The organism is Fibrobacter sp. UWB16 (assembly GCF_900215325.1).
Lineage (GTDB): Bacteria > Fibrobacterota > Fibrobacteria > Fibrobacterales > Fibrobacteraceae > Fibrobacter.
Genome location: NZ_OCMS01000005.1, coordinates 21,665 through 48,039, shown reverse-complemented (window position 1 = coordinate 48,039; position 26,375 = coordinate 21,665). Strand labels below are relative to the sequence as shown.

Annotated in this window: 25 protein-coding genes and 1 tRNA gene; 7 read left to right on the top strand and 19 right to left on the bottom strand. The window is 49.0% G+C overall.

Features of this window, described 5'->3' with window-relative positions:
* Nucleotides 1-346 precede the first annotated feature (346 nt).
* The 3 genes from rplT to infC are packed head-to-tail and all read right to left on the bottom strand — an operon-like array spanning nt 347 to nt 1,512.
* Nucleotides 347-697 carry a 50S ribosomal protein L20 gene (gene rplT, locus CRN95_RS13215; RefSeq protein WP_014545552.1) on the bottom strand — a complete coding sequence of 117 codons (351 nt, stop codon included), beginning with the start codon at nt 695-697 and terminating at the stop codon, nt 347-349.
* An 11-nt stretch (nt 698-708) separates the two neighbouring features.
* Nucleotides 709-906: a 50S ribosomal protein L35 gene (rpmI, locus tag CRN95_RS13210; protein ID WP_014545553.1), complete on the bottom strand. Its 198-nt coding sequence runs from the start codon at nt 904-906 to the stop codon at nt 709-711.
* Nucleotides 907-927: 21 nt separating this feature from the next.
* Entirely contained in the window at nt 928-1,512 is a 585-nt protein-coding gene (gene infC, locus CRN95_RS13205; protein ID WP_014545554.1) for a translation initiation factor IF-3, read from the bottom strand.
* Nucleotides 1,513-1,667: 155 nt separating this feature from the next.
* Here infC and CRN95_RS13200 point away from each other — a divergent pair.
* A tRNA-Gly gene (locus tag CRN95_RS13200) sits at nt 1,668-1,739 on the top strand.
* Nucleotides 1,740-1,857: 118 nt separating this feature from the next.
* Here CRN95_RS13200 and CRN95_RS13195 read toward each other — a convergent pair.
* Both CRN95_RS13195 and CRN95_RS14860 read right to left on the bottom strand, forming a co-directional pair.
* The gene (locus CRN95_RS13195) at nt 1,858-2,073 is read right to left on the bottom strand and encodes a BrnA antitoxin family protein (protein WP_088630822.1); all 216 of its coding nucleotides are present in this window, start codon (nt 2,071-2,073) and stop codon (nt 1,858-1,860) included.
* Nucleotides 2,074-2,298: 225 nt separating this feature from the next.
* Entirely contained in the window at nt 2,299-4,422 is a 2,124-nt protein-coding gene (locus CRN95_RS14860; RefSeq protein ID WP_159462321.1) for a fibrobacter succinogenes major paralogous domain-containing protein, read from the bottom strand.
* A 320-nt stretch (nt 4,423-4,742) separates the two neighbouring features.
* Between CRN95_RS14860 and CRN95_RS13185 the strand changes: the two genes are divergently transcribed.
* Nucleotides 4,743-5,903 carry a class I SAM-dependent RNA methyltransferase gene (locus tag CRN95_RS13185; protein ID WP_097021185.1) on the top strand — a complete coding sequence of 387 codons (1,161 nt, stop codon included), beginning with the start codon at nt 4,743-4,745 and terminating at the stop codon, nt 5,901-5,903.
* Between the two features lies 1 nt (nt 5,904).
* Here the strand turns inward: CRN95_RS13185 and CRN95_RS13180 are convergent, their stop codons facing one another.
* A complete protein-coding gene (locus CRN95_RS13180; RefSeq protein ID WP_097021184.1) occupies nt 5,905-8,664 on the bottom strand; it encodes a TIGR02171 family protein in 2,760 nt (919 codons plus the stop codon).
* 27 nt (nt 8,665-8,691) lie between these two features.
* Here CRN95_RS13180 and CRN95_RS13175 point away from each other — a divergent pair, with 27 nt between their 5' ends.
* Complete coding sequence (locus CRN95_RS13175) at nt 8,692-9,882, top strand: MFS transporter (RefSeq protein WP_097021224.1); 1,191 nt, start codon at nt 8,692-8,694, stop codon at nt 9,880-9,882.
* A gap of 2 nt (nt 9,883-9,884) precedes the next feature.
* Here CRN95_RS13175 and CRN95_RS15045 read toward each other — a convergent pair whose 3' ends face one another.
* Complete coding sequence (locus CRN95_RS15045; RefSeq protein ID WP_235003051.1) at nt 9,885-11,018, bottom strand: GGDEF domain-containing protein; 1,134 nt, start codon at nt 11,016-11,018, stop codon at nt 9,885-9,887.
* 223 nt (nt 11,019-11,241) lie between these two features.
* Between CRN95_RS15045 and CRN95_RS13160 the strand changes: the two genes are divergently transcribed.
* Both CRN95_RS13160 and CRN95_RS13155 read left to right on the top strand, forming a co-directional pair.
* The gene (locus CRN95_RS13160) at nt 11,242-12,072 is read left to right on the top strand and encodes a TIGR02147 family protein (protein ID WP_088630819.1); all 831 of its coding nucleotides are present in this window, start codon (nt 11,242-11,244) and stop codon (nt 12,070-12,072) included.
* Complete coding sequence (locus CRN95_RS13155; RefSeq protein WP_097021183.1) at nt 12,065-12,952, top strand: hypothetical protein; 888 nt, start codon at nt 12,065-12,067, stop codon at nt 12,950-12,952. The genes CRN95_RS13160 and CRN95_RS13155 overlap by 8 nt, the downstream gene beginning before the upstream one ends.
* Nucleotides 12,953-13,053: 101 nt before the next feature.
* Here the strand turns inward: CRN95_RS13155 and CRN95_RS15040 are convergent, their stop codons facing one another.
* Nucleotides 13,054-13,353 (bottom strand): hypothetical protein, encoded by a 300-nt coding sequence (locus tag CRN95_RS15040; RefSeq protein WP_235003050.1) that lies wholly within the window; start codon nt 13,351-13,353, stop codon nt 13,054-13,056.
* Nucleotides 13,335-13,553: a hypothetical protein gene (locus CRN95_RS13145; RefSeq protein ID WP_088630817.1), complete on the bottom strand. Its 219-nt coding sequence runs from the start codon at nt 13,551-13,553 to the stop codon at nt 13,335-13,337. Before CRN95_RS13145 ends, CRN95_RS15040 begins: the two co-directional genes overlap by 19 nt.
* A gap of 306 nt (nt 13,554-13,859) precedes the next feature.
* On the opposite strand from CRN95_RS13145, the gene prfA reads away from it, so the two are divergent.
* Both prfA and CRN95_RS13135 read left to right on the top strand, forming a co-directional pair.
* A complete protein-coding gene (prfA, locus tag CRN95_RS13140; protein ID WP_015732162.1) occupies nt 13,860-14,927 on the top strand; it encodes a peptide chain release factor 1 in 1,068 nt (355 codons plus the stop codon).
* A gap of 60 nt (nt 14,928-14,987) precedes the next feature.
* Complete coding sequence (locus CRN95_RS13135; protein WP_088630816.1) at nt 14,988-15,974, top strand: HemK/PrmC family methyltransferase; 987 nt, start codon at nt 14,988-14,990, stop codon at nt 15,972-15,974.
* 88 nt (nt 15,975-16,062) lie between these two features.
* Here the strand turns inward: CRN95_RS13135 and CRN95_RS13130 are convergent, their stop codons facing one another.
* The 10 genes from CRN95_RS13130 to CRN95_RS13085 form a co-directional block, all read right to left on the bottom strand.
* Nucleotides 16,063-16,284 (bottom strand): hypothetical protein, encoded by a 222-nt coding sequence (locus tag CRN95_RS13130; RefSeq protein ID WP_088630815.1) that lies wholly within the window; start codon nt 16,282-16,284, stop codon nt 16,063-16,065.
* Between the two features lie 150 nt (nt 16,285-16,434).
* Nucleotides 16,435-16,860 carry a septal ring lytic transglycosylase RlpA family protein gene (locus tag CRN95_RS13125; RefSeq protein ID WP_088630814.1) on the bottom strand — a complete coding sequence of 142 codons (426 nt, stop codon included), beginning with the start codon at nt 16,858-16,860 and terminating at the stop codon, nt 16,435-16,437.
* A 4-nt stretch (nt 16,861-16,864) separates the two neighbouring features.
* Entirely contained in the window at nt 16,865-18,748 is a 1,884-nt protein-coding gene (locus CRN95_RS13120) for a tetratricopeptide repeat protein (RefSeq protein ID WP_235003049.1), read from the bottom strand.
* 56 nt (nt 18,749-18,804) lie between these two features.
* Nucleotides 18,805-20,526: a tetratricopeptide repeat protein gene (locus CRN95_RS13115; protein WP_097021181.1), complete on the bottom strand. Its 1,722-nt coding sequence runs from the start codon at nt 20,524-20,526 to the stop codon at nt 18,805-18,807.
* 11 nt (nt 20,527-20,537) lie between these two features.
* Nucleotides 20,538-21,386, bottom strand: a complete 849-nt coding sequence (locus CRN95_RS13110; protein WP_072830344.1) for an RNA polymerase sigma factor RpoD/SigA — start codon at nt 21,384-21,386, stop codon at nt 20,538-20,540.
* A 57-nt stretch (nt 21,387-21,443) separates the two neighbouring features.
* Nucleotides 21,444-21,740, bottom strand: coding sequence for a DUF971 domain-containing protein (locus CRN95_RS13105; protein WP_097021180.1), 297 nt, complete (start codon nt 21,738-21,740; stop codon nt 21,444-21,446).
* A complete protein-coding gene (locus CRN95_RS13100) occupies nt 21,737-22,864 on the bottom strand; it encodes an Mrp/NBP35 family ATP-binding protein (RefSeq protein ID WP_088630810.1) in 1,128 nt (375 codons plus the stop codon). Before CRN95_RS13100 ends, CRN95_RS13105 begins: the two co-directional genes overlap by 4 nt.
* Nucleotides 22,865-22,890: 26 nt before the next feature.
* Nucleotides 22,891-23,247 carry a fluoride efflux transporter CrcB gene (gene crcB / locus CRN95_RS13095; protein WP_097021179.1) on the bottom strand — a complete coding sequence of 119 codons (357 nt, stop codon included), beginning with the start codon at nt 23,245-23,247 and terminating at the stop codon, nt 22,891-22,893.
* A 22-nt stretch (nt 23,248-23,269) separates the two neighbouring features.
* Nucleotides 23,270-24,757 carry an ATP-binding cassette domain-containing protein gene (locus CRN95_RS13090; RefSeq protein ID WP_097021178.1) on the bottom strand — a complete coding sequence of 496 codons (1,488 nt, stop codon included), beginning with the start codon at nt 24,755-24,757 and terminating at the stop codon, nt 23,270-23,272.
* Between the two features lie 103 nt (nt 24,758-24,860).
* On the bottom strand, nt 24,861-26,303 hold the full coding sequence (locus tag CRN95_RS13085; protein ID WP_097021177.1) for an esterase: 1,443 nt from the start codon (nt 26,301-26,303) through the stop codon (nt 24,861-24,863).
* Nucleotides 26,304-26,375: the final 72 nt, after the last annotated feature.

Here is a 26,375-nt window from a genome sequence, read left to right as displayed (position 1 = left end):
TGCTAAGTCAGGACTTAAGCAGCCTTCACGATTTCGACGACCTTAGCAAATGCTGCCGGATCGGCGACGGCGGGACACGACCGCATGCTCATTGATCAAAAAACGAGACTCCGACTATTCGCATGCTCTCGCCTACATCGCCAGCTTACGCCTGGCGACTCCGGCTCACAGTAGCAACCGTTCCGGCTTAACTGCTTGTATGAAAATAGGGTATAGCCTCACTCTCGCCTACATCGCCAGCTTACGCCTGGCGACTCCGGCTCACACTTGGCCATCGCCTTAAATGTAAAAACGCCCCACTCGCAAGGAGCAGGGCGAATTTCTCGCGTTTTCGCTAAGTCAGGACTTAAGCAGCCTTCACGATTTCGACGACCTTGGCAAATGCTGCCGGATCGGCGACGGCCAAGTCAGCGAGAACCTTGCGGTTCATGTTGATGTTAGCCTTGGAAAGCTTGTAAATGAACTGGCTATAGCTGATGCCGAATTCACGAACAGCAGCGTTCAAGCGAGTGATCCACAGAGAGCGGAAATCACCCTTCTTGTCGCGGCGGTGTGCATAGGCATACTGACCAGCGTGGGCAACGGCGTCAATAGCAAGGCGAAGGTTCGACTTGCGGCGGCCATAGTAACCCTTGGCGGCCTTGAGGATTTTTTTGCGGCGTTCGCGGGAAGGAACTCTAGTTTTTGCGCGTGGCATTCTTACTCTCCTTATGCTACGACAAGCAGACGCTTGACATGATAGGTATCGACTTTCTTAACGAGAGCGCCCTTACGAAGGTTACGCTTACGCTTAGTGTTCATCTTAGCTTGAATGTGGCGCATACCAGCGCGCTTGAACTTGACATGGCCGGAACCAGTCACGCGGAAGCGCTTCTTAGCACCGCTGTGAGTTTTCATCTTAGGCATTTTTACCTCGTAGGTTAATAGTTAAGCCTCACCTGCTGCCTTTGGCTCGGTTACGGGCTTCGGTGCCTGGTCTTGTTTCTTACCGGCACCACGTTTTGGACCGTAGATAGAAAGCATTGTGTTGCCTTCCACCCGCGAATCCATTTCCAAATCGCCAAACGGAGCCAAGTCTTCCTTGGCGCGTTCCATAAGGCGCTTGCCGTAGTCCATGTGCGCCATTTCGCGTCCACGGAACTGCATGATAAGCTTCACCTTCATACCGTCCTGCAAGAACTCGCCAGCCTGCTTGATGCGGTACTGGTAGTCGTTCTCGGCAGTCTTCGGGTGCATCTTGATTTCCTTGAGCTTCACCACGTGCTGCTTGGCCTTTGCGGCCTTAGCCTTCTTCAGTTGTTCAAACTTGTACTTGCCGTAGTTGATGATGCGGCAGACAGGCGGCTTAGCATTCGGGGAGACTTCCACAAGGTCCAGTCCGGCGTCTTTCGCCATCTGCAATGCCTTGCTCGTCTCGATGATGATAGCTTCGCCATCTTCTTTCACGAGACGAATCGGAGAGATATGGATATCTTCGTTGATACGGGTCCCATCGCTGGGACGGTTGGGCATGCGACGATCGCGCGGATTAGGGAACAAGTATGCTACCTCTGATATGATTGTTTGTTAATGCGAGCGTAAATTTAGAATTTTTTTCATATTTTTCCAACAACTTTTTTATGAACCCCTTTAAAAATCGACGTATTTTTGTATAATTGTGCATGCTCGCGGCGGTAGCTCAATGGTAGAGCCTTAGCCTTCCAAGCTAATGGTTGCCGGTTCGATCCCGGTCCGCCGCTCTTAGACCTCCCTTTGGGAGGTCTTTTTTTATCGCCATGTCACCCCGGACTCCGTTCCGGGGCCACCATAAACAAAAAAAAATTTCCCCGTCCGTATTAAGTAACAGGGCGTCGTAGTTCACTTCCAACGAATATTCAGTCGGCGTTTACTCAACGCACAATCCGTCAAGTACGAATCAATCAAAGTCTGGTAAGGGATGCTGACTTCTTTTGCCATCGCTTTAAAATATTCAACAGTACCCGAATTCAAACGAATCGTTATCTGTTTTTTCAATGCAGTTGCATAAGGATTCCTGACAGCCTGCATTTTTGCAAAATCATATTCTTTTTTCATAAGCAATCTCCTTCATTCCAAAATATCCTTTTCTATTAAAAGGGGCAAGTCTTCCCCTAATTTCAGCCCCGGCGTCCCCACAGTCAGTTTGGAACACACCGATAAGGTCCACCAGGTCTTCCATCACCCTTTCGCCTAGGGGCTCCGCCCCTAAAACCCCACAAAAAAATCGCCCCGTCCATATGATGGAACAGGGCATCAGCTTTCAATTTTTAAGTAGCAGGACTATTCGTCCTTGACACAACGGACACTCATCATGCTTTTTTTATAACCATTCGTAATCCATGCGTATGCACCACTCCCCACCACCAAATGACGCCCCGTAACCTCCCAAAAATAAGCATAAAAACCACTCGCATCAAATTTTAAATAACCTTCTTGAGCATCCCACCATCCCGCAGGCAACATAGAAAAGCCAAAAGCATCATCGAAATTTTGAGTCCCAGAATCCGACCAACCTGTTCGAGATTTGAGAAATTCAGCGCCACGCACATTCGCCCAAGTTCCACGACCACCTCCCACAGCAACCAAAAGATTTATCCATTCCGTCGTGTCAGGAAGATGCCAACCTTTAGGACACACTCCTTGAGTCTTGGCTGAAACATCGCAAACGGTAACGGTTCGTTCACAATAAGCCAATTTTTCCGCCAAATCAGGCCTAGCAACAGAATCAAATGCAGCAGCCCAAGTATAAAGTCGACCAGCCACTTCGCAATACTCATCTTTATTATCATAGCACGAGCTTCTACCCTTAAGGCTTGGCGTTTTTATACTGTCCGAATAATTCAAGTTTTCCGCCATCCACACTTGTTCGCCAATCTTCACTGTTCTATAAACACGCCCATCTCGATCGTCTATCATGGAGCCATACTTTACCTCAGGATTAAAACGAATTTCTTTCGAAACATTCCAATCCCAATTTGTAATATTTTTCCACTCCTGATTTGAACAATAATATTTATACATAGGCAACGGTGATGGACCAGAATAAGACACAGGACGCCCCTCAGCAATTTGCCCCTCGTTATTAGCCATACACGCCAAACCTACAGACCGTTCATCGTCAGCAGCCTCAACAAACTTTCCCGATTTACAAACATAATATCCAGAACTGAATTCAGAACCTTTAACAACAAGCCCTTCAACACACTCCAAACCATAAGTATGTATTTCGAATTCATTCGCTGTACGAAACCTTCCCGATTCGCATGTATACCTGTTATATTTATTTACATTACCTGCAACCGTTTGCCCTTCAACGCATTCAAAACCATAAGTATCAATTTCAATTTTATTCGCCTCACGGAACTTTCCCAATTCGCATGTATACTTATTTTCTTCATTCACTCTACCAGCAACGGTCCGTCCTTCAACGCAATCCAAGCCATAAGTATCCCGTTCAATGGAATTTGCCTCACGGAATTTTCCTGATTCACACACATACTTATTACTATCAATAACATTCCCACATACGGCTCGTCCATCGTCGAGACATTCCAAACCATAGGTATCATACTCTAATACAGTCGCTTTGGTCCAAGATTTCGACTTGCAAATTTTATAAACAGAACCTATTAACGCAAGGTAGCCTTCATGCTCCCGATCACACTCTGGCAAAACTTCCGTTGTATCCTTCACGCAAGTCTTTATTTTCTTGTCGTTTCCGCCACCGTCCTTGCAGGTGGACTTCGCAGCATTGAAAGCCATTTCAACACCCACTTCAGACTCCATATTATACATGGAATAAGTCTTAGAATCTACCGAGCCATCAGCACTCTTAATGGTTACAATCAAATCGCGACCGTCAGCCTTGTAAGTGTATTCAACATCATCGCCAAAATCATCCTTGCGCACAAAATGCCACGTGCCGACATCATTCTTATCCATTGCGTCGCAGGCTCCCGTTTCAGAACATCTTTCGTTCACTTTGGTTTCGGGTTCAAGGATTTCTGTGGGGCGCGAGCTGCTAGACATTACACTGCTACTCGACTGTTCCACCGCACTACTCGATGACGAAGATACCTTCTCAGAAGAAGACGAGGAAGACTTACCAGAAGACGAGCTATTTCCTTTACTAGACGAAGAACTCTTACCCTTCGCACTCGATTTCGGTTGGTCGTAAGATTCGAACCATTCTTCGCCATCGCATTCGTAATTTTTACCCAAGCTTTTCACGAATACTTTTCCGCCAATGACAGACATGTTGCATTCGTAAGTTTCGAGTTCAGCTTTATCAGCTACTTCATCAGGTAAAGAATTTGCAGAAGAAGATTTGTCGTCGCCACATGCATAAAACGACATAATTGTCGAAACAACAGAAAAAATTCCTACAACACGCCTAAAATTCACAACTCACTCCTTTTTTATTTGTACAAATAATACAAAATAATTAAAGGAGGAACAAGGTAAAACACGCTCTAAAGCAATTCAATTTCGCCCTTAAGGGGGCCTCCCCCAAGAGCACAACTGTCACTGGATCCTTCGGCTACGTTGCACTCCGCTCAGGATGACTCGTTTACCTCATTGCTCATGCCTCAAAGGGGCGTAGCCCCGACCTCACGCCTCATACCTACTGTTTACTAACCACTAATTACTCCCTCATAGCATAAAAATAGGCTTTAAACTTTCCGGGAACTTTTTAAATTTGAGGGTAGAAAAAAGAGGATTTCATGTTTTTTGAACAAGCAATAGCCCATAACCTCCCGAATTATACGAAGGAATCGGATTTCGCTTACGGCGAGACCCTCGCTCCGCTCGATTACAAGGACGAGCTTAAGGTCAAGAACGAAGCCATCCGCGAATTTTGGGAAGTCAACCGTCTTGCACGCGGTCCGCAGCCAATCGTGGCTAGCCCCATGCCGCGCAATTACCGCACGACGTCCAAGCGCCAAGTCGAAATGAAGCCGGGCGACCTCCGCTTTAACGAATACGATAGCATTTTGGAGCCCGAAGAACACAACGCCATTTACCGCCTGTTGTTCGACAAGCTCATCACGCCGGCATACAAGCCGCTCGCTTACGCGCTCAACTGGCTCATCATCCGCGGCACGTACAAGTACCGCATCGTGATTTTCAACGTGAAAAAGCTCGATGCAAGTATCGTGCGCAAGCTCAAGCAGATTTCCGAAGTCTTGCAGCAGAGCCCATACCACGTGACCGCAGCACATGCCTACGTGGACCCGACAGGATCCAACTACTATCTCGAAGCAAAGCGCCCGACAGACACGCTCAACTTCAAGCAGCTTTACGGCCCGCGCGAACTTTCGCTCGACCTCGGCCATTTCAGGCTCAAGTACCCGGTGACGGGCTTCAGCCAGATTAACGAAAGCCAGATTCACAACCTCATTAAGTCCGCAAGCCGCTTGCTCGGTCTCGAAAAGGGCGACCATTTCTTGGATCTTTACTGCGGTTACGGCCTCTTCAGCTTTGCACTCGGTGAAGCCGCCAAGTCCGTTCTCGGTGTGGAATGGGAAGGCCCGTCCATCGATTGCGCCAAGGCTTCTGCAAGATTCTTGAAGAAAAACTACAAGTTCATCGCAGGGAAAATTGACGAGACGTTTGTGCAAATGAGACTTCCGCGGCCGATCCCTGGCGAACCGGAACGCATTTTGTTGGACCCGCCGCGCAAGGGTACTGAACCGGGCGTCATCCGCGCTCTCGCCATGCGCAAGCCTGTGCGTGTGCTCCACATTTTCTGTGGCACCGACGAAATCCCTGCAGCCCTCGCCGAATGGGAACGTTACGGCTACCGCGTCAAGGAAGTGCTGCCGATGGATTTGTTCCCCGGCACCCCGCACCTCGAAACGCTTGTAGCACTCGAACGTAAATAATCTAAGGCAACGCGCTCAAGAAGGCATCTAGCCTTGCAGTGAACAGAGCCGCCCCAAGATAGCTCAAGTGATTGGGATTATAGGCCATCGCGTCGGTATAGTCGTGATGGCCATCTTTGTATTCATCGAAAACCATAATCCCCATATTCTTGACCGCGTCAATAATTTGATGAGCCACCTCCCAACTCGGGCCATACGGATCAAAAGCCTCTGTATCCTTGTACCCCGGGTTACGCGGAGGGATCGCGGCAATCAGCTGGATTCCTTTCGAATCCGCCAGAGCCTTTAGCAATTCCCAAATTTTCAGGTTATACTGCAAAACAAGCGCATCAAAAGTCAACGGGGTAAGATCCACATTCACAATCGGGGCTTCCCACGACCCAGAAGGCATCAGGAACGTTCCGTCTAAATATTGCTGCCCTAGCAGGATTTTCGGGAATTGTTGCTGTTGACTAAACTCCGCTATTTCATTTTTAGTAGCTTCGGACAAATGAAGCCTATCGTACAGTATCCCCGGGGAACTTTCAAGAACAAAAGCAGTCACTTCCTGATAGCTTCTAAACATAAGTCCAGGCGACAACTCCACTACAAGATACTTGACATTAGGAGCATACGGAATAACATAATTTCGAATTAAGTAATCAAACAGATTGATATCCATCATGCTCACGCCCATATTCAAAGTTTTGGTATATATCATTGCTTTATCATCAACAGCATCCAAAAGCATTGAACTTCCCAAAATGACAGCCTGCAAATCATCACGTTCTTTCCAGAAGGATTTCAGCTTTATCCCCATTTCCACAGCAGCAAATGAATACGGGTTCTGGACTTCGCTATCATAATAAACGCCAGCGCTATCCATATCCACAACAGGTTTCGGGCGGTTTGGACTATCTTGCCACACCCAAAGACACGGGTGCCACAGTTCTTCACCCTCGACAAGCGGGACTATGCGACCATCATTCAGATCCACTAGCACGACTTCACGATGAACGCCATTGATATCGCTAAGAGTCGCAACGACAAGGTTACTGGCAGAGTCTTTCAAAATGCCAACAGCCCATTCGCTATGGTCAAAGGAATAACCTGCAGGCGAAGGTACGGACTGGACCAACCGTCCCGTACTATCTGCAATAAGGAGCCTTTCATGAACCCCATAATCAACCCCTACAAATTCACGACCTTCCGATCCGCCAAAATCAAGGAACAATGTACGGTTGCTACCATCTTTCGCCAAAGATGCATTGCAAGCCTGCTCACCGTTGTACCAAATCATATCTGTTTTCCAAGTTCCATCAGACAAGCGGGCCCGTAACAGAGGAGACGACGAAATCGCAAGGCGATTATCATTCAAGACACCACCGTGGTAAGCGCCATCAAAAATCTTTTCTGGCGTACCGAACTTTCCATTTGAGAATTTCACCTGCCACGTACCTTCTAACAAGAACTGGTCGCCACGATTGCCTCCCGCCGAAGACACAAACACAATCACAGTATCCCCATTAGGGTTCACACGCCACCTCGGTATAGCACCCTTCATCGAAGACATTCTCACAGCCTTGCTACTAGCATCCGTCAAATCACGCACGTATATGAAAGACGTTTGCGAAGAGCCCTCCATCGATGTGCAAAAAGCAACATACTTTCCATTGGGCGAAATATCAGGATGGAATACTTCAACACCATCTTCAAACTGAACAACGGTCGTTGTCTTTCCGAAATTCATATAAACAAGATTGCCTTGCGCATCATTTCGGAACACGAGTTTCGCATTATAGGAACCCGTCATCGATTTCAATTCCGCAGATTCTATCAGCGGCGTTATCGGCGCCGAAACCGTACTCCCATTATCCGAAAACCACATGGCATCGGGAATAGAACCACGAGCAAGCCTAAAGCCAATGTAATCTCCTTTCGTCGAACTTAAAATGGGGTAAGTATCGCCACGATTGTACAAATTCATCGTTGTCGGGGATGAATAATAGCTCCCCCCTTTTACCACGCAAGATCCAAGGGCATCGCCATCAATCGAGCCCACAAAATTGGCGACCGTAGTATCCTTGAAAGACGCATATCGGTCATTCACAAGTTCAAGCATATTCCCCGCCATGTCGCAGATGCGATTCTGCGATTCATTCGAAGAACAAACCTTATGAACGACAGCCCCGGAATTCACGGCATTCCAGCCATTTCCCGGGTTCCAGTTTTCAGAAGCGACCAAAGTCCATTCCGCTTCTGTAGGTAACCTATAGCCACTTGATTTGGGAACGAACTTAAAATTTTTCATCTTCACACAGTGCTTTTCGGCATCCAAATCCACCTTGGAAAAAGAATAAGCCGAATCAAGCCCGTATTTTTTACTCAAAGCATTCGCATACAGCACCGCATCAAAGAAAGTCACATTCGAAGCCGGCAGCGAATCCATAAGACAAGGGACAGTCACCCCCGTCACAAACCCCATAGTCTCATTAAAATCTTTGCAGATAACCTCATGACGTCCGATATAAAAGTCATAGGTAAAATCAACGTTCATTTGAGGGCGTTCCAAGGATTTTGCCAAAACATCACGCGTCCCCAAGAAAGTCTTTTCCCCTGAGGCTTTTACATAGACCATTCCCTCGGCACCAATTTCACCCAAATCCAAAGTCGAAACTGGCTTTTCCATAAACGCACTGGAAAACGGATGTTCTTCCGAACAAGATACTGCTCCCCAAACGCACAAAAAAAGCAATAATGCTATTTTATGTATTTTCTCCATACCCTCAATATACTATTTTTTGCTTACATGGAAACAAAGTCCAACATTCCCGATAATACACTTTGGAGCCGCACGTTCATTACCGTCGCTGCGGCGAACTTTTTGCTGTTCTTTAGCTTTTACCAGCTATTGCCGATTTTGCCGTTGTACATCATCGACAAATTCCAGACAGACAACGCAACCGCAGGGTTCATCATTTCGCTCTACACGATTGGAGCGCTTGCCTGCAGGCCTTTTGCGGGGTTCCTCGTCGATACGTTCAGCCGAAAGCCGCTATACTTTTGGACATTTTTCGCATTTACACTCTGCTTTTTAGGCTACAAGACAGTCGGGCTGTTGCCGATTCTAGCGGTCGTGCGTTTTGCACACGGGCTGTTCTTTGGCATTTCGAGTACCGCAAGTAATACGGTGGCTATTGATGCACTGCCCGCAAGTCGCCGAGGCGAAGGCATCGGGTATTTCGGGATTAGCGTGAACTTAGCCTTCGCCACCGGTCCCATGACCGGAATGTTTCTTTACGAAGCATTCGGCGACGGGATCGTTTTTGCCATTTCTACAATCCTTTGCGTGATTGGACTTGTGCTTGTGCAGACGCTCAAGGTGAAACCCCGCGAAAAGAAAGTCTGCGCCCCGCTTTCGCTTGACCGATTTTTCCTCACGCGCGCCGTTCCGCAATTTGCAAACTTCATCTTCGTCGGATTTGCGTACGGCCCGGTCACGAACTACATCGCCATTTACGCTAATGAACTTGGTATCGGCGGCACGGGCTGGTTTTACGCACTTATCGCTTCGGGCCTAATCTTGAACCGCATCATGACAGGCCGCCTAATTGACCGCGGTTACCTGATTCATCTTGTGGGTACCGGCATGACGCTAATCGTCGTCGCCTACTTCATCCTCGCCTTTAGCCACGGGCCCATTACGTTTTTCTTGTCCGCATTCCTTATCGGAACAAGCCTCGGACTTATTTTCCCCGGCTACCAGACTATGTGCGTGAACCTCGCCCGCCACGACCAGCGTGGCACGGCAAACAGCACCTACCTCTCGGGATGGGACATCGGCATTGGAACAGGTATTCTCGTGGGCGGCGCCATGGCAAACCACTTCGGGATGCACCAGCAAGTGTTCTTCGTCTGCGGCGTCGCACTCGCCATCGCCGACGTCATGTTCCTCGCCTACACATCAAAGCATTATCAGAAAAACAAGCTTGAGGGGTAAAGCTACGCCAAGCGTTTTTCTTCGTACATTCTCTTGTCGGCGTTGATCATGCTTTCCTTGAAGCTTTCGGGATTTCCATCCCAACGGGCAAAGCCCATACTCGCTTCAATCTTATAAGAGCGCGACACGCCCTGCTTCGCAACTTCTTCTTGCAAACACCCACGGACTTCCTTAATCACTTCGTCCGGGACTTCAGTCTGCGCAATCATCAAGAATTCGTCGCCACCATAACGGCAGAGGAACATCGAAGACCCCAAGCGTTCACAAGCCTTCTTGAGCGCCTGCGAAACAATAACGAGCGCACGGTCACCTTCGGCATGTCCATAAGTATCATTAATTTGCTTAAAGTGGTCTACGTCCACCATAATCACAAAAGAGTTTTTCTCTTCGCGCGGCTGGTGCAAATAGTCATGCAGACGATTGCGGTTATTGAGCATTGTCAGCGAATCTGTCGAAATCAACTGGTTTTGCATGTGCAGATACGCAAACAAAATAATAGCGGTACACCAGAAGCAGAAAATCGGCGTCGTCAAGGCAAAGAGAATCTGTGCGCCCCCCGCCACCAACACGCCCGGCGTATAGCTAGCCACAATCAGATACGTTCCAAGATTAGCCCTATTTAGCATCGTCCGCGTGCGGAGCAAACCGCGGACTGTCCCCGCCACCCAATAAATCAACGGCAAGAAGGACAAAATGAAATAAAAAAAGTCAACAGGTTCCAACTGATCATCAAGCCAAAAGCCGGGGGCGATAGCAAATGATATAAGCAACACCACTATTTGCACAACAATCGGGATGCGTAATTTAAATTGAAGCGTTTCAATCTGCTTACGAGTCATTTCCGGGCGTGTACTGATTTCAGCAAACATAAAACAGTTGTACGCAACGATCGGCATAATAATGGCATTGAAATAATTCACAGCCAAAACGGTAAACGTATTTTTCGGTAAAGCAGCATCGTTCACAAGAGCCCAAGCGGAATCACTTAAGAAATAGACAATATGCCAAAGCACCAGTTTCTGGAAAAGCTCATACTTAATCTGAGGCGTCGGGAGTCTCTTGATACTGTACAAAAGGAGCATCAGTATCAGAATGCACCCAGCATTGACTTCGACATAAAATCCAAAAACGCTCATACCTACCAAAATACTCTATTTCTATTACATTAGGACAAAAATCCCTGTTTATTCTCAAAAACAATAGTAGGCACCATCGCACATTTCTGTTCGCGGCAAACGTTGCATACACAATACTAAAAAATAAAATTCAGTTAAAAACCTCCATTTTTGATTAATTTTACAATAATCCGTTTCATAGAAATATTGCTTTTCGGTAAATTTCAATTTATATTTAGGAGTGATGAAAGCGATTATCGAATACTCCGACTTCCGACAGTACATGCGCGACTTTTACGAAGAGCGCAAGCTCCGCCATGTTTTCTCGTGGCGAGAATTTTCCAAGGCCGCAGGCTTTACCTCATCTTCGTACATGAAGGTCGTCTGTGACGGGAAAAGCAATTTGAGCCGTATCGGTGTCGAACGCACCGGGCAAGCCATGGGACTTGTCGGATTCGAGATGGACTACTTCAGGGCGATGGTCAACTTCGGCCAAGAAACAGACGAAGTGAAAAAGAAGGCCGCCTACGAAGAGATGCTCGAAATCGCTAGAGTCCACAAAGTCAGAGTCGTCGAAGGCGATCTTTTTGAATTTTATGAAAGCTGGCGAAATCCGGTTTTACGAGAACTCGCCCCACTCATGCCGGGAGCCACTCCAGGCGAACTTGCCAAGATGTGCTACACGGACGTTTCCGCCGCCGACATCAAGCAGTCCCTCGATTTTTTGGTCAAAGCCGGGTTCCTCAAAAAAGAGGGAGAAAACACATACTCCCAGACCGAGACATCCATCAAGGGTTCCCCCGAAGCAACCAAGCTCGCCATCCGCGACATGCACCGCGAAATGGCCAAAATTGCAGCAAATTCACTAGACCTAGCCCGCACCGAACGCAACTTTTCCGGTGTCACCATGGGCATATCCAAGGACTCTTACGAACAAATCGTCAAAGAACTCGACGAATGTCGCCGTAAAATCGTGAGCATTGCCGCAGGCGACAAAAACATCGATCAAGTTTATAGACTAAATTTACAGTTATTCCCTCTCACAAAAAAGGCGAAGGAGAAAGGTAATGACTAAGTTGTTCAACAAATTCTTGACCGCAAGTACAATGGCATTAGCCGCTTTCTTTTCGTTTGCCTGTTCAGATAAAATTGCAGGAACAGCCGAAGAACAAAACCAGATCGCCAATGGAGAGAAATCGAGCAGTTCTTCAGAAGGCGAAACCGCGAACGGCGTAATTCCCGATTCGTCAAACAGTAACACAAGTCCAGCGCCTTCGGTAGACGTTTCATCTTCATCACGCTATGATGAGGGTTTCACACCAATATACATTGATCCAAACTCATCAAGCAACACAGCAGGAGAAGGCAACAAAGGTAATGATCCTGACGTCGTCGGCAATCCCGACACAGTCCCCGCATATACGCTAGATAGCTACCTCAAATATTACGGTATCACTGAAGTCACTTACGACGATAACGTTCTCGGCTACAACGTGACTTTTAAAAGTTGCGACGCATCACAAGAAACATGTTTTGAAAGTCCAAGCATCGCAAAGCTGAGAGAACTCGGGCTGCACAAGCTTACCGCTGAAAACGCCAGTGGATTAGGCGTACTGTTTTTAAGAACAGCCATGAACATGGGCAACAAGCTCTATGAAAACAACGGAGCTGTTTCAAGAACTCAGGACGGGTGCCCGCTCTATGTACTAAACGTTATCGACACATCGCCCGCTGTACACGTGCTTACCAAGATTTCAAAGGACACCATCGCCATCACAGAAATCCACGACAACTGTGCCTACGAAGCACGCCCGTTTGACATGCACGTCGGATTCCTGTTCGAATACTGCGGAGAGCTTTCCGAAAAACCCAAAATCGAGCTAACGTTCTTGGTAAAAGAAACTTGGAATTGTCGCAATATTGACTACGACGAGTACATCAAAAAGAACTTGTAACCGGTTATTTTATACTTCACCAATCTTTTGGAACTCCCAATCCAACTGGGATCTGGAATCGCGTTCAATAAAAAGGACCTCGGTTCCACTCAAGCACATCTTTAGAACTTGACATCACCAAAACCAAAAGAAGTCCTACTAAAATAGCCACCATAAACAGATTCAAGAATCAACCGGATTTGAGGATTCCTCACCACAGCCAACTTTTCATTCGGAAAACCCTGCTTTTTACGGAATCGATTGAATTCCATTTTGTCCTTAAAATGCTTTTGGAATTCTGACGCACGATTTCGAATAAAATCATCCAAATCAGGATCCCCACAAGTAAATTTTTTTATCGTACTTTGGGGATTTAATCGAATAAATCTCACATTTGTCTTTTCTAAGTATTGTCGAACCACGGGTCAACACCTCCATTGGCTTCTTCGCGGGCACGCTTTTCAGCCATACCCAGCTCGTAAGCCTTTTTCATGAATTCGTAATCTCGTAAAATGCGGGCTCGAACTTCAGGAGGTTCCGGTCTCACGTTCTGCATCGCCTCTAAAAAGCGGCGAGCATCTTCGCCAAAGAGAATCGGAGTTTCACGAATCGGTCTAGCCATAGCTATGTCCTTTATTTTTTCATATAAGCAACGATATAATAACTATGGAGTATCACTAGACAGGAGAAACTCGGCAACACACTACTAAGGAGGTTTCTATAATATAAGATGTTTATTTTTCAAAAACAAGGGGCCGCGCTGCACGCCTTTCATTTTGCAATCAATGGTTAACACCAAAGGTTGATTGCCCCGCAAACCGTTGGCGACACCGCACAAAAAAAGCGAAAATAAATTTTTGAGCTTTCTCACTACTCTCGCCTCGCACACTTTTGCCGCAGCGTTTCCAATTTTCTATCTTTGGGCACGATGAAAGATAAAGCTAAAAAACTCATTGAAAAGTACGAAGAACTGGAATCGGAACTCGGCAATCCGGATGTTCTCGGTGACCAGGCTCGTTACAACAAGATTCACAAGCAGTACAAGGGTATCGAAAAGGCTGTTTTGAAGGCCAAGGAATACCTGCAGATGATGGACGACCTTGATGAATACAAGGCCGCACTCGGCGATTCCGACCCGGAAATGGTCGCGATGGCCAAGGCCGAAATTTCGGAGATCGAAAAGAAGCTCCCCGAAGTGACGGACGAACTCCAGATTTTGATGGTGCCGAAGGATCCGTGGGACTACCGTAACGCAACGCTCGAAATTCGCGGCGGTACGGGTGGTGACGAATCAGCACTTTTCGCAGGCGACCTGTTCCGCATGTATCGCGGCTATTGCGACAAGATGGGCTGGAAGATGACTATCCAGGACTTGAGCGAAGGCACGGTGGGTGGCTACAAGGAAATCCGCGTGTTCATCGAAGGCGACAGCGTCTATGGGACGCTCAAGTTCGAAAGTGGCGTTCACCGCGTGCAACGCGTGCCGGAAACGGAAACGCAGGGCCGCGTGCATACGTCTGCAGCTACAGTCGCAATCCTCCCTGAAGCAGAAGAAGTCGACGTGGAAATCCGCGAAGCGGACATCCACATGGATACCTACCGTTCTTCGGGCGCTGGCGGTCAGTACATCAACAAGACGGACTCCGCAGTGCGTTTGACTCATATCCCGACGGGTGTGGTGGTGAGCTGCCAGACCGAACGTAGCCAGTTGCAGAACAGACTCCACGCTATGGAAATGTTGCGTTCCAAGATTCTTGACGCCGTCATCGCGAAGAAGGAAAAGGAAGAAGCGGCAAACCGCAAGGCCCTCGTGGGTACTGGCGACCGTTCTGCCAAGATCCGTACTTACAACTATCCGCAGAACCGCGTGACGGACCACCGCATTGGCCTCACCGTTTACAACTTGGACAAGGTTGTCACAGGCGATCTCGATGAAATCATCAACGGTCTCCAGATGGCAAACGCCCAGGAAAAGCTCGGAAAGTTCAACGCTTAAGTAAGGGAGATTCCCGCTCGGTGGCGGGAATGACAAGATCCCATCCATGAGGTAAGTCCAATGCCACAGCCGCAGATGACAGTTCTTGAAATTTTGAACCGTACCAAGGTCTTCTTTGAAAAGAAGGGCATTCCTGATGCACGTCTCGATGCCGAGTACATCATCAGCTACGGTCTCAAGATGAAGAACCGTATGGACTTGTACCTGAACTTCGAGAAGCCGCTCACGCCAGCGGAGCTGGACGTGCTTCGCACGATGGTTGCACGCCGTGCAACGCGTGAGCCGCTGCAGCACATCATCGGCGACACAAGCTTCCGCGGTTTCATTATCAAGTGCGACCGCCGTGCACTTATTCCGCGCCCGGAAACGGAATCGCTCGTGGACATGGCAGCCGACTGTCTCAAGGGCGTTGAAAAGCCGTTCATCGTAGAAATCGGCACTGGCACGGGCGCCATTTCGATCGCTTGTGCGAAAGAAATTGCAGGCGCGAAGGTTTTGGCAACAGACGTTTCCGAAGACGCTCTCGCCCTCGCTCGTACAAATGCTGAAGCGAACGACCTCGCAGGTAATCCCGACGCGGAAAGCGCCGCATCTTCGACCGATTCCACCGCTTCGGCAAGTTCCGCAAATGCAGCAAGCACATTGACCTTCGCACAGGGCGACTTGCTGAACGCCGTCACCGCTGACGTTATCGCAAAAGTCGTCGGCGCTTCGGCAGACTCAGCGACCTTACCCAAAATCGACTGCCTTATCGCAAACCTCCCCTACATTCCGGACAGCGAAAAAGACAAGCTCCAGCCCGAAGTTGCAAAGTACGACCCCGCACTAGCCTTGTTCGGCGGTGCAGACGGTCTTGACCTTGTCCGCAAGCTTTTGCAGCAGACCGAAGGCAAACTCAAGCCGGGATCATCTATTTTGCTTGAAATCGGTTCTGAACAAGGTGAAATGCTCAAGGCCGAAGCCGAAAAATATCCGTGGTTGGAATTCACGGGAATCCACAAAGATTTTTGCAACAATGTCCGCTTTGTCAGCTATAAAGCGAAGTAGAACTGTGTAAGGCGATGCCGGAACGAAGTCCGGCATGACAGGCTCCAGCGGGAATGACGCTAATATTTGCGCGGCGTTTGCCGCGTTTTTAATACCCGGAGCAGCCGAGGGCGGAAAGCACGAACGTTTCACTTTCACCCATGCGGTAATACGGAATCAAGTCGTCATCATCGATGACGCTATCATCGTTGCCACTTAATTGCATCAGTTCGCCAATGCGGCGTTTGAAAATGGAAAAGCCGGAATCCCACGGAGACTGTTCCGGAATTTCGACTACATGCTTATTCACTTTAACTACTTTGCGATTCATATATTCACCTTTTGGTGTTTAGTGTTATTACGAGCACTAATATAGAATCACAACATGTCATAAGATGACATTTTGCGCAAAGTCGTAAAAAAAAGGCGATGCCTGCTCAGAGGCAGGCATGACAAGTCGCGGCATTTTCACTCACAACAACTATTCTACAACAACGGCCTTGACCTGTGCATGGCCGGCTTTATCAAGCCCAAGCTTTTTACCAGCCGCTTCGCTCAAATCGAGCACACGCTTCTTGGCATACGGCCCGCGGTCATTCACACGCACAACAACAGAAGCACCCGTCTTTATGCGCGTCACCTTGAGCTTTGTGCCAAACGGGAGCGTCCTATGGGCACAAGTAAAGTCGTCGCGGTCAAAAATCTCGCCACTCGCGGTCTTTTTGCCATCAAACCCCTTACCGTAATAACTTGCATCTCCCGTAAAGGTATAGCCAATTTCAGCTTTTTTCTGGACACGTGACGATTTCGTCACGCGAGTGTAACCCTTGCGGTGTGTGGAACCGGAACATCCAGAAATTGCCACCAAGACGCAAAGAAGAACAGCAACAAAAAGTCGAGAATGCATAAACCTATTCAAAGTCGTACATGCTGTTGTACGTATTTTCGAGGATTTCGTCTTCCTTGCTAATAACCTCAGCCTTCTTTTCTTCGGGCTTGGCATTCAGTTCTTCGTAGTATTTTGCAGATTTCTTATTGAGGCTTTCAATGTTCTGCGCCGTGCGCTTGCGAAGTCTGGCGATATCATCATCAGTCGTCGTGAGTCGCGTATTCAGCACATAAACAGCGCGCTTGCCCCACTGGGTCTGTCCATACTTACTACTGAGTTCTCGATAAATGACAACAGCGCTATCCATATTCGGGAGCATCTGGTAATAAATGGCCTTCATATAAAGCGCCTGAATTCCAGATTGCGTCTGCGGAAATTCCTTATAGACGCTATCAAACGCGGCAAAGGCATGAGCATAGGCAGAGTCCACCAAATCCATTTTGCTCACAGGCATTTCAGAAGCCGCAGTCCACAAGCTTTCGGCAGCCATGTAACGTTCACGTGCCTCGTCTTCACGCGTTTTCATGGTCACACGCAAGCCCAAGTTCGCTTGAGCCTGCTTAGCATAATCCGTATTCGGATACTTCTCGATGATTTCCTTGTAATATTCTTCGGCTGTATCCGGATCATGCAAGAATTCATCATAGATGAATGCCCTTGCATAAGCGGCCCGCATTACGTTAGCGGTATCAGGAGAATTTTCAATCACATTCGTCAGTCTTGCAACAGCGCTATCGGCTTCAGAAAGCTTGAGCAAGAAGAGTTCCGCAATCATGAACTCGTTATTGAAGAAAGACTTCATGTCGGGAATGGAATCCTTACTCTCGCGAAGTTCATCATTTTTATCGCGCATCGAGACCAGGCGCCTTAAAGCGTTGCGGCGTTCACGGGCCTTCTTGCCATACTCGCTGATAGACCTTGCAATATAGCAGCTATCGTAATACAGCATTGCAAGCTCGTAATCCAGAACCTTGGTCTGCTCGTAATCGCCCATGTTGAAATAAGCCCGGGCAGAATGCACCGTTTTCGGATACTCAGTATTGACCTTATTGAAAATCACAAAAGCATCGGCATTGCGCCCCGCCAAGAGAGTCATTTCACCGATACGCACGAGGTAATTCGCACGTTGTTTTTCGTAAGCTTCGACTTTATAAAGTTCCTTAAATTCATCTGCAGCCTTGAGATATTCCTTCTTGTTCACAAGGCATTCCGCCGACTGCTCGCCCGCCGTCTGGCGTTCGCGATCGTTCAGGTTCTCGATTTCCTTGGCATTATAATGCTGATGGGCCTTGTCCCAGTTTTCCATCTTGTAGTAAAGCCCTGCCAAACGGAAATGAGCCTTGCCCTTCATGTACGGGGTTCCGCTTGTATCGGCAAGCACTGCTTCAAGAGCGGCGATAGCCTGTTCCGGAGCTTCGGACTTTTCATCCAAGAGCGAAAGCAAGTTGAGTCCCTGGAAATAATAGGGATGGTTCTTGTCGGCAACGACAGGTTCCAGCGCAAATCGGCTGATATTGAATTCCTGGTTGCGGTAGAGGCAGTAAGCACGCTGATATTCTACAGCACGCATGGAATCGTTATCGGCAAAATAGCGTTCGTATTCGTCGTACTTGGTAATGGCCTTCGGCCAGTCAGCCTTGTGCCTATAAGACTCCGCAATGAGGAAAACGGCTTCCGCGGTACGCTTTTTGTTCTTGGGGAAGCGTTCCAAAACTCGGGAACCCTTTTCAATGATTTTTTCGTATTTCTGGGCTTCTTCACCGCTTGCATAAGACTGTGTTTCGTCAGGAACACTATCCAAGCGGGCCTCACGGAGTTCGGTCGCTTCGTCATAGAGACGTTCTGCATTGAACATGTGGTTCAAGTAGGCGCAGCAGGTGCAGCCTTCCAATAATGCAGCGAACAAAACTAAAGCTAAAAAACGACCACGGAACATATAGCTACAAAATAGATAATTGCGAGCTAAAATTCCATAAGAAGTGGCAGATAATCGCAAAGTTTCATGCCTGACGGGGGCAAAGTATTGCGATCCAGGCGAACCATGCGCACTTCGGCGGGCTTTCCGACGATGCGGGCCAGGATTTCGAAGTTATCGCGGGTTTCCCAGACAGCGGCATCCATGACAACGCCATCGCCACAATCGGTTTCACCAGTGTTGTTGCTGATGCCAGAAATTCTTGAATTCTGCTTGAGGAGGCGCGTAAAGATTTCAGGCGCCACACCAAGATGGTTCGAATTCGAAGCGGAATCAAAAACGACAACATGGACTTCCTTGAATCGGTTCAACGAATCAAAGACGACCGTGTAAGTGTGATGGTACGGATTTTCGTAGAAAGTTTCCTGCCAGACAAAGCGCTTCACTTGTTTAAAATTAGAAGCAGAATACTTCTTGAAGAATTCCTGCGAAGAAGCACCATAGCGAACAAGATAATGTCCCAATTTCGTCGAGAAGTCGTGTTTCTGTTCGGGCATCATAGATTCGCGGAGGCTATCCACGGCGCGGTTCAAGTTAGCTGTAAGACCGTTGTTGTATTCCTCGATGGCCGCCTTGCGCACTTGTTCAAGTTCATTCAGGCGAGACTTGATATCCGGGTAATCCGGGTCGTTCTTGAGGATGTAGTTGAACTCGCGGCGGGCCATATCAAACATGTGGGCCTTGGTATAAGCGGTTCCCAAAGCTTCGCGGAGCGGCAAGTTTTCAGGATAACGTTCTACCAGCGGTGCAAGGATGTCGCACGCCACCTGGGCACGGTCACGAGACGAACCCGCATAATGGCCGTTCTTGCCAGGAGCAGTCTTTTCGCCAATCGTCGCCATTGCTCGGCGGGCCTTTTCGAAATCCGGACGGAACGCGAGAATGCGCTGGTACGTCTTTTCGGCAACGTCGAACTTGCCATTGTATTCAGCAAGGTAGCCGCGCAAAAGCATCAATTCCGAAGAAAGCGGGAACTGCGTCAAGGCGTAATCGACCACGAGCGCAGCACTGTCCAAAATACCATCGTCATGGTAGACTTTAGCCAAGAGTTCAAATGCACGCTGCGAGTCGCCCGAAGAAAGGCTGATGGCGGCACGGCATTCATTTGCCGCCTCCTTCATGTTCGAATTCTTGAGCAGAAGCTCCGCATACCAAAGTCTGATTTCATAAATGGATGGAGCACGTGAACTCGCCATCTTTGCAAGTTCGACCGCCACAGTCAAGTTCCCAGCAAGGAGCGACTTGCGGCTGTCCAGGTAAAAGCTGATGCCCGTATTCGGGTAACGCGCCATGAGGCGCCCGATCAAAAGTTCAGCACGGTCACGCATCGACTCCGACACAGAATCCATGTGGAATAAAGTATTGACTTCGCCCCAAACCGCCGCATCTACATTCGGGTAAAGGAGCACGAGCGCATCGTAAATTTCGTAAGCGGCCTTGGTCGCCCCGCTACGTGAAAGTTCACCCGCACGGCGGAATTCGGCCTGGGCCTGCACCGGCAGCCTTTCGACATCAGCCTTGAAATTCGGGGCATCGCCATTCAACACGGAAGTGCCCGCTTCGAGCCCGAACGGGATTTCCCCTACGACCGTCTTGGATGGTCCGTATTTGCTATAAAACTTGAATCCGCCATACGCAAGCAGCGCCCCAAAGAAAAAAATCAAAAAGAGGTACGCGGCAGTACGAGGCGCAGATGAAGGATTCGACATTAGAGTTCCAATTAGATTTCCAGGAAGTCAGCCAGTTTTTCTTTGTGTTCCTTGCTCTTCTGCAAGCGACGCAAAGTCTTGTTCTTGATCTGGCGGACGCGTTCACGGCTGAGCTTCAAGTCTTCGCCGATGTCCTTGAGCGTCGTGTCTTCGACCGTATCGAGGCCGTAGAACATGCGGAGGATTTCTTCTTCGCGCTGCGGGAGTGACGAAAGCGTTTCCTGGATGAGCTTCTTGCGCTCTTCGCGTTCCATGTCCTCGTCCTGGTTGCCATCGCTGCCGAGCACGTCCATAAGCGTACTCACAGAATCGGCACTAGAGACACCGGCATCATCGCCAATCGGAGCATCGAGCGAGATATCGACAATCTTTTCCATGACTTCGACGATATCGCGTTCGTAAGGAGCAAATTCTTCCATCGAGATGGTCTTGTCGTAGTCACCGCCATTCTGCATCAAAGCACGCTTGAAGCGGTTCACCAAGGCAAGCTTGTTAGGCGGAATGCGGACTGCGCCCACCTGTTCGAACAAAGCCTTCTGGATGGACTGACGGATCCACCACACAGCGTAGCTGATGAACTTCACATCCTTGTCCATGTCAAAGCGCTTAGCCGCCTTGAAAAGACCGAGGTTACCTTCATTGATAAGGTCCAAAAGGGAAAGGCCACGACCCTGGTACTTGCGGGCGACACTCACCACAAATCGCAAGTTGCCACGGATAAGGCGCTGCAAGGCAGACTTTCGAATTTCTTCGGTTTCACCGTTCTTGATAATTTTCAACAGCGCCGATTCCTCCTGCGGAGTCAGCGTAGGATACCTATTCAAGTCACGAAAATAAAGAGCTTCGTTAAAATCACTCATAAAAACAACACCTTTTGTCTTGGACAAACCGTCTTCGACTCTTTCAAATATGGTTTATTATGCGGATTTCGTCAATTCCTTAAGTTTATCATATGGGTAAATTCCCGAACGATGACCATCGCTAAAAGAAAGACCCACGGCATAACGCCCAATGGACTGAACATGTTCGAGTTTTACATCCAAGGGAACAGTCGAATCATCGAGGAGTTTTTCACCGGTATGTTCATCCACACAAAGTGCGCACGGACAAGCTAAGCGGAGTGTACGGGCATCACAGGCGCCTCGGCTGCCGTCATTCCATTCAAAGCCGAGTTTACCCTCTTTTGTCCTGAATACTTTCTTTGGCTGGATCATACTTCCTCCACCGGCAGTTGTTCAAAATCGTAATTGAAGTTTTTGAGGACTCCATCGCCTTCGGATTCAAACACAGAAAGCGTGCGGACCATTTTTTCGGCAGCGTCCATAAAGACCTTCGCCGATTCGGAGTTCGGGTAGCGGAGCACGGCCGGAGTACCACTGTCACCGCAGTCGGCAACGGCTGGTTCCATCGGGACTTTACCGATAAGCGGTACGCCCCACTTTTCGGCAATCTTCTGACCGCCACCGGCAGGGAAAATGTTGTGGTGCTTGCCGCACTCATCACAAATGAAGTAGCTCATGTTCTCAACAATGCCAATCACCGGGACGCCCACGTTATCGAACATGGCAATACCCTTCTGGCAGTCGGCGAGAGCCACCTGCTGCGGAGTCGTCACAACGACCGCACCTGCCATCGGGCAGTTCTGCGTGAGCGTAAGCTGGATGTCACCCGTTCCAGGAGGAAAGTCTACGAGGAGGTAGTCGAGCTTGCCCCAGCGCACATGGTGGATGAAGTGCTGGATCATCTGCGAAACCATCGGTCCGCGCCAGATGGTCGCCTTGTCGGAATCCGCGAACATGCACATCGAGACAATGCTGATGCCACCCTTTGCTTCGACAGGAGCAATCGTATTGTCTTCAAAAACTTCAGGAGCCTTGTCTATCCCGAACATGAGACCCATACTCGGTCCATAAATGTCGGCATCGAGAATACCTACGCGAGCGCCAGAAAGGCTGAGCGCCATAGCGAGGTTCGCCGTCACAGTCGATTTACCGACACCGCCCTTGCCACTAGCCACAGCAACCACATGCGCCACTTCGCCAATGTGCGAATTCTGCGGAGCCTTGGCAGCTGAATTATCGTCGCCCACGCGACCCTGCGAAGAAGTAAGCGTCACTTCGACTTCGGTGGCACCAAGGCTTTTCACGATGGCGATGCACTGGTCCTTGAAGCGGTCGCGAATCGGGCATGCCGGAGTCGTGAGGCGCAAATCAAAGGAAACCTTCGTGCCTTCAATTTTCAGGTTTTGAACAAAGTTTAGTTCTACAATATTCTTGTGCAAGTCCGGGTCCTGGACCGCGCGCAAGGCACTTAAAATATTTTGCTCATTCAATTGCATAGGCTAGGTATTAGGTTTATTAGTTCTTATAATTTATAAATTCCGAAGGCGCAGGCGGCAACACCAAGTACAAAGCTTGCTAGCGCGTAAGCTATGAACATCCCGAATTTTCCGCTTTGCAAAAGCGCCAAGTTTTCATTGGCAAAAGTGCTGAACGTGGTAAAGCCACCGCAAAAGCCAGTCACCAAGAACAGTTTGAGGTTTGGCGAGAGGGAGTCGCACTTGAGGAAGAGTCCCGAGAAAATCCCGATGCAAAGGCAGCCCAAGATGTTTGCGACAAAGGTCGGCCACGGGAACCCGGCGACCTTCGGAATCACAAGCGACATGAAGTAGCGCAACACGCTACCGAGAGCACCGCCAAGAGCAACGAATAAGAAATTCATTTCGGGACCTTCTTGTGTACGTCTAATTCAAAGAGAATTTCGGCATTCTAAGGAGGTGCGTCATGCAAGGAGGCCATTCCTCTTCGTAATGGCTGACCATGATGATTGTCGTTTCCGTCGAAAGCAGTTGCAACAAGTGGAACAACTTTTCGCGATACTCGCCCTTGAGACCTTGCGTCGGTTCGTCAAGCAAAAGGACTTTCGGCGGGCGGATCGCGGCACGGGCCATCAACACCAGGCGCTTGTCAATCGGCGAAATCTTACGGATAGAAATCGATGTATCTTCAAAGCCCAAATAGTTAAGCCATTCGCGAGCCTTTGCCTTTTCTTCCCATGTGATGTTTTCAGCGCGGCAGAGGTTCGGTGTAAATCCTGTGCAAAGCACATCCAGAAGGTTCAAATCTTCGCGGTACTGGAGAGCCATTTCCGGCGAGAAGAATCCGAGTTTTGCCTTGTGGTCCCAAATGTTGAGGCCATGCCCCGGACGTTCACCTAGGAGCGTAATGTCGTTGTTGTAAATCTGCGGATGGTCAGCGGTAAGCATGCCGAGGAGCGTGCTCTTGCCAGCACCGTTCTCGCCCATCACGGCCCAATGTTCACCCTTGCGAACCGTCCAGTTCAAATTCTTCAGCACATCCGTATCGCCAAAGCGAACATTCACGTGCTTAAGATCAAAAAGAATCTCGGCACTAGAATTCACTGGATCCTTCGACTGCGCACCTTGCGGTGCATCGCTCAGGATGACACCACTATTGTCATTCCCGTCCTGGAACGGAGTCCGGGATAAACTCCAACGGGAATCTCCCTTCGCACCACGAAGATCCACAATCTCGTAATCCTTGAGTTCAGCTTTTTTGAACTTCGGAGTTGCAGCAGCTTTCGGGAGTTCTCCAGCATACTGCGTGAACGTCTTGTCCGCATAAACAAACGCCGGAATTTCCGGGAGCAGCTCATCTTCGCGAGCAAGGCGCACCACGACTTTCAATCCTGGACGTTTTGCGAGGTCAGCCACACAGCCCGCCAAATGCGCACGGTACTCCGGATCAAGTCCGCCAAACAAGTCATTAAAATAAACCCATTCCGGCTTTTCCATCCACATGCGGGCCAAGAGTACTCGGCGCAGTTCGCCGTTTGAGAGGCTCAGCAGTTTGCGGTCAAGAATTCCTTCGGCAAGGTCTGCAATGTTCAAAGCTTCGCCAAGCTTATCCGGATCAGTCAGCGGCCACGCCATATCATCAATGTAGCGGTCCGTCTGCAAAAAGAACTTTTTGTCCAGAAGCAGGTTGCGCACCAGCGGAGCTTCCGCATCGTGCAAGCTAATAAAACGCTGCTGGAAGAACGGGGCCAACGCCTGCTGGATTTTACGTTGCATCGCCTCCGACATCGTGGAGACATTTTCACGTTGATTTAAGAAATGAGTAATGACTCGGTCAAGATCTTCGCCCTCAGTGCTGAAAATTTGCACCTGCGGAAACATCTCGATCAGAGCTTCAAAGCGCTTGAATTCCATGCACCCAAAGATAGAAAAAGCCTAACGGGACGGCAAATTTTCTCCTACGCAAAAACTCCCGGCCGAAACCGGGAGCTTAGTGAGGAGGAAAGATTCTTAGATATTAGAACTTGTTGAAGAAATCCCAAGTAGTCTTCGGTACCCAAGACTGGTTCGAACCCGGATCCTTGTGGTCCCAGATGTGGCCACCGTTCTGCGTGCACCAGCGAACCGGGAATCGTTCTTCGACTGTCGTGTAGTCATAGCACACATGCGGACCGTTGCCACCATATTCCTGAGCACGCTCGTTCTTGGCCTTGCCACCTTCGGAGTTGAGTTCCAAGATGATATCGCGAGCAGAGCGACCCATTGCCGGAGTGCAGAGATTGTCCTGCAAGCCGAGCACGCCCATCCAGCCAATGCCCATCTTCTTGCGCTGCGGGAGCCAAATGTTGCGTTCAGCAGTTTCGTACACGGCAACAGCGCGGAGCACGTCCTGATGGTTCCAAGAAAGTCCGTTAGAGAACATGGAGCCGTAGCTAAAGCCGGTCGAGAACACACGAGAAGAGTCAATGCAGAAGTTGCCTTCGAGGTATGCAAGAAGTTCATCGAAGAGCGTGTAGTCATCCTGACCCCACGGGGCCTGGTTTCCATTGCCTTCCGGAGCGACGAAGATAGCGGTATTTTCCGTATCAAGCGGTTTCAGGCCATAGTAGCCTTCATCCTGCACGCCACCGGCCCAGCCGCCCATGCACTGCATGCCGAAAATGAGTTTGTACGGTTTATTCTTGTCGTAGTTCTTCGGGATGTCGAGACGCACGGTGCGTGAACCCTTGCTCCACTTGAATTCGATATACGGCTTATCACCGCGATACTTGTAATCAAGCTTTGTATCCTTGCCGCAACCACGTGTCGGCACCGGATCGTTCTTGAGTCCCCAACCGTAAGCGTATTCCGGTTCCTTGACAGTCTTCTTGAGCTTGAGCGTAACGTTCGTGTCCAAGTTGCTGAGCGCAACCGTAAGCGTATCATAATCCGTTGCAATCACGCGAAGTTCATCGCCAGATTCTTCTTTCTTGAGACCGCGAGCCACAGCTTCGCCAAACGAAATCCCGTAATTGCCATTGGATGTAAAGCGGAAATTGCTCTTCGCGCTACCGACGCTCACGCGTGCAAAATAAGAGCCCTGAGATTTCACGATAGACTGCATGTCAAGCGTGCCCGTGCCATAAACGGTCTCGTTCAAGACGCGGGAACCTACAGCATCAAAAACCTGAATGCGCACCGGTTCATTTGTGCTCTGGGAATAAGACAAAACGCCGTTCATCACACTCACATAGCCAAGCATCGGACGAGCCGCATGCAGGCCAATCGTTTCATCTTTGAAGATCTTGAATTCGCCCTTGGAATCAGTCGTTGTCTTGAGAGCATTTTTAAGAAGTTCTACGGAGGCTTTTTCGATAGCCTTGCCGCTTTCGTCGCTAACCTTACCCGTAACGGTAAAGGCCTGTGCAGATGCCGCAAAAGCAAGCGCCATTGCAGCACACTTCAAACTGAGATGATTCATACCTGTTCTCCTTTAGTATCATTCCTAACTCTTTATCCCGAAGGGACAAGTCCTCCAAACTGATTTGACACA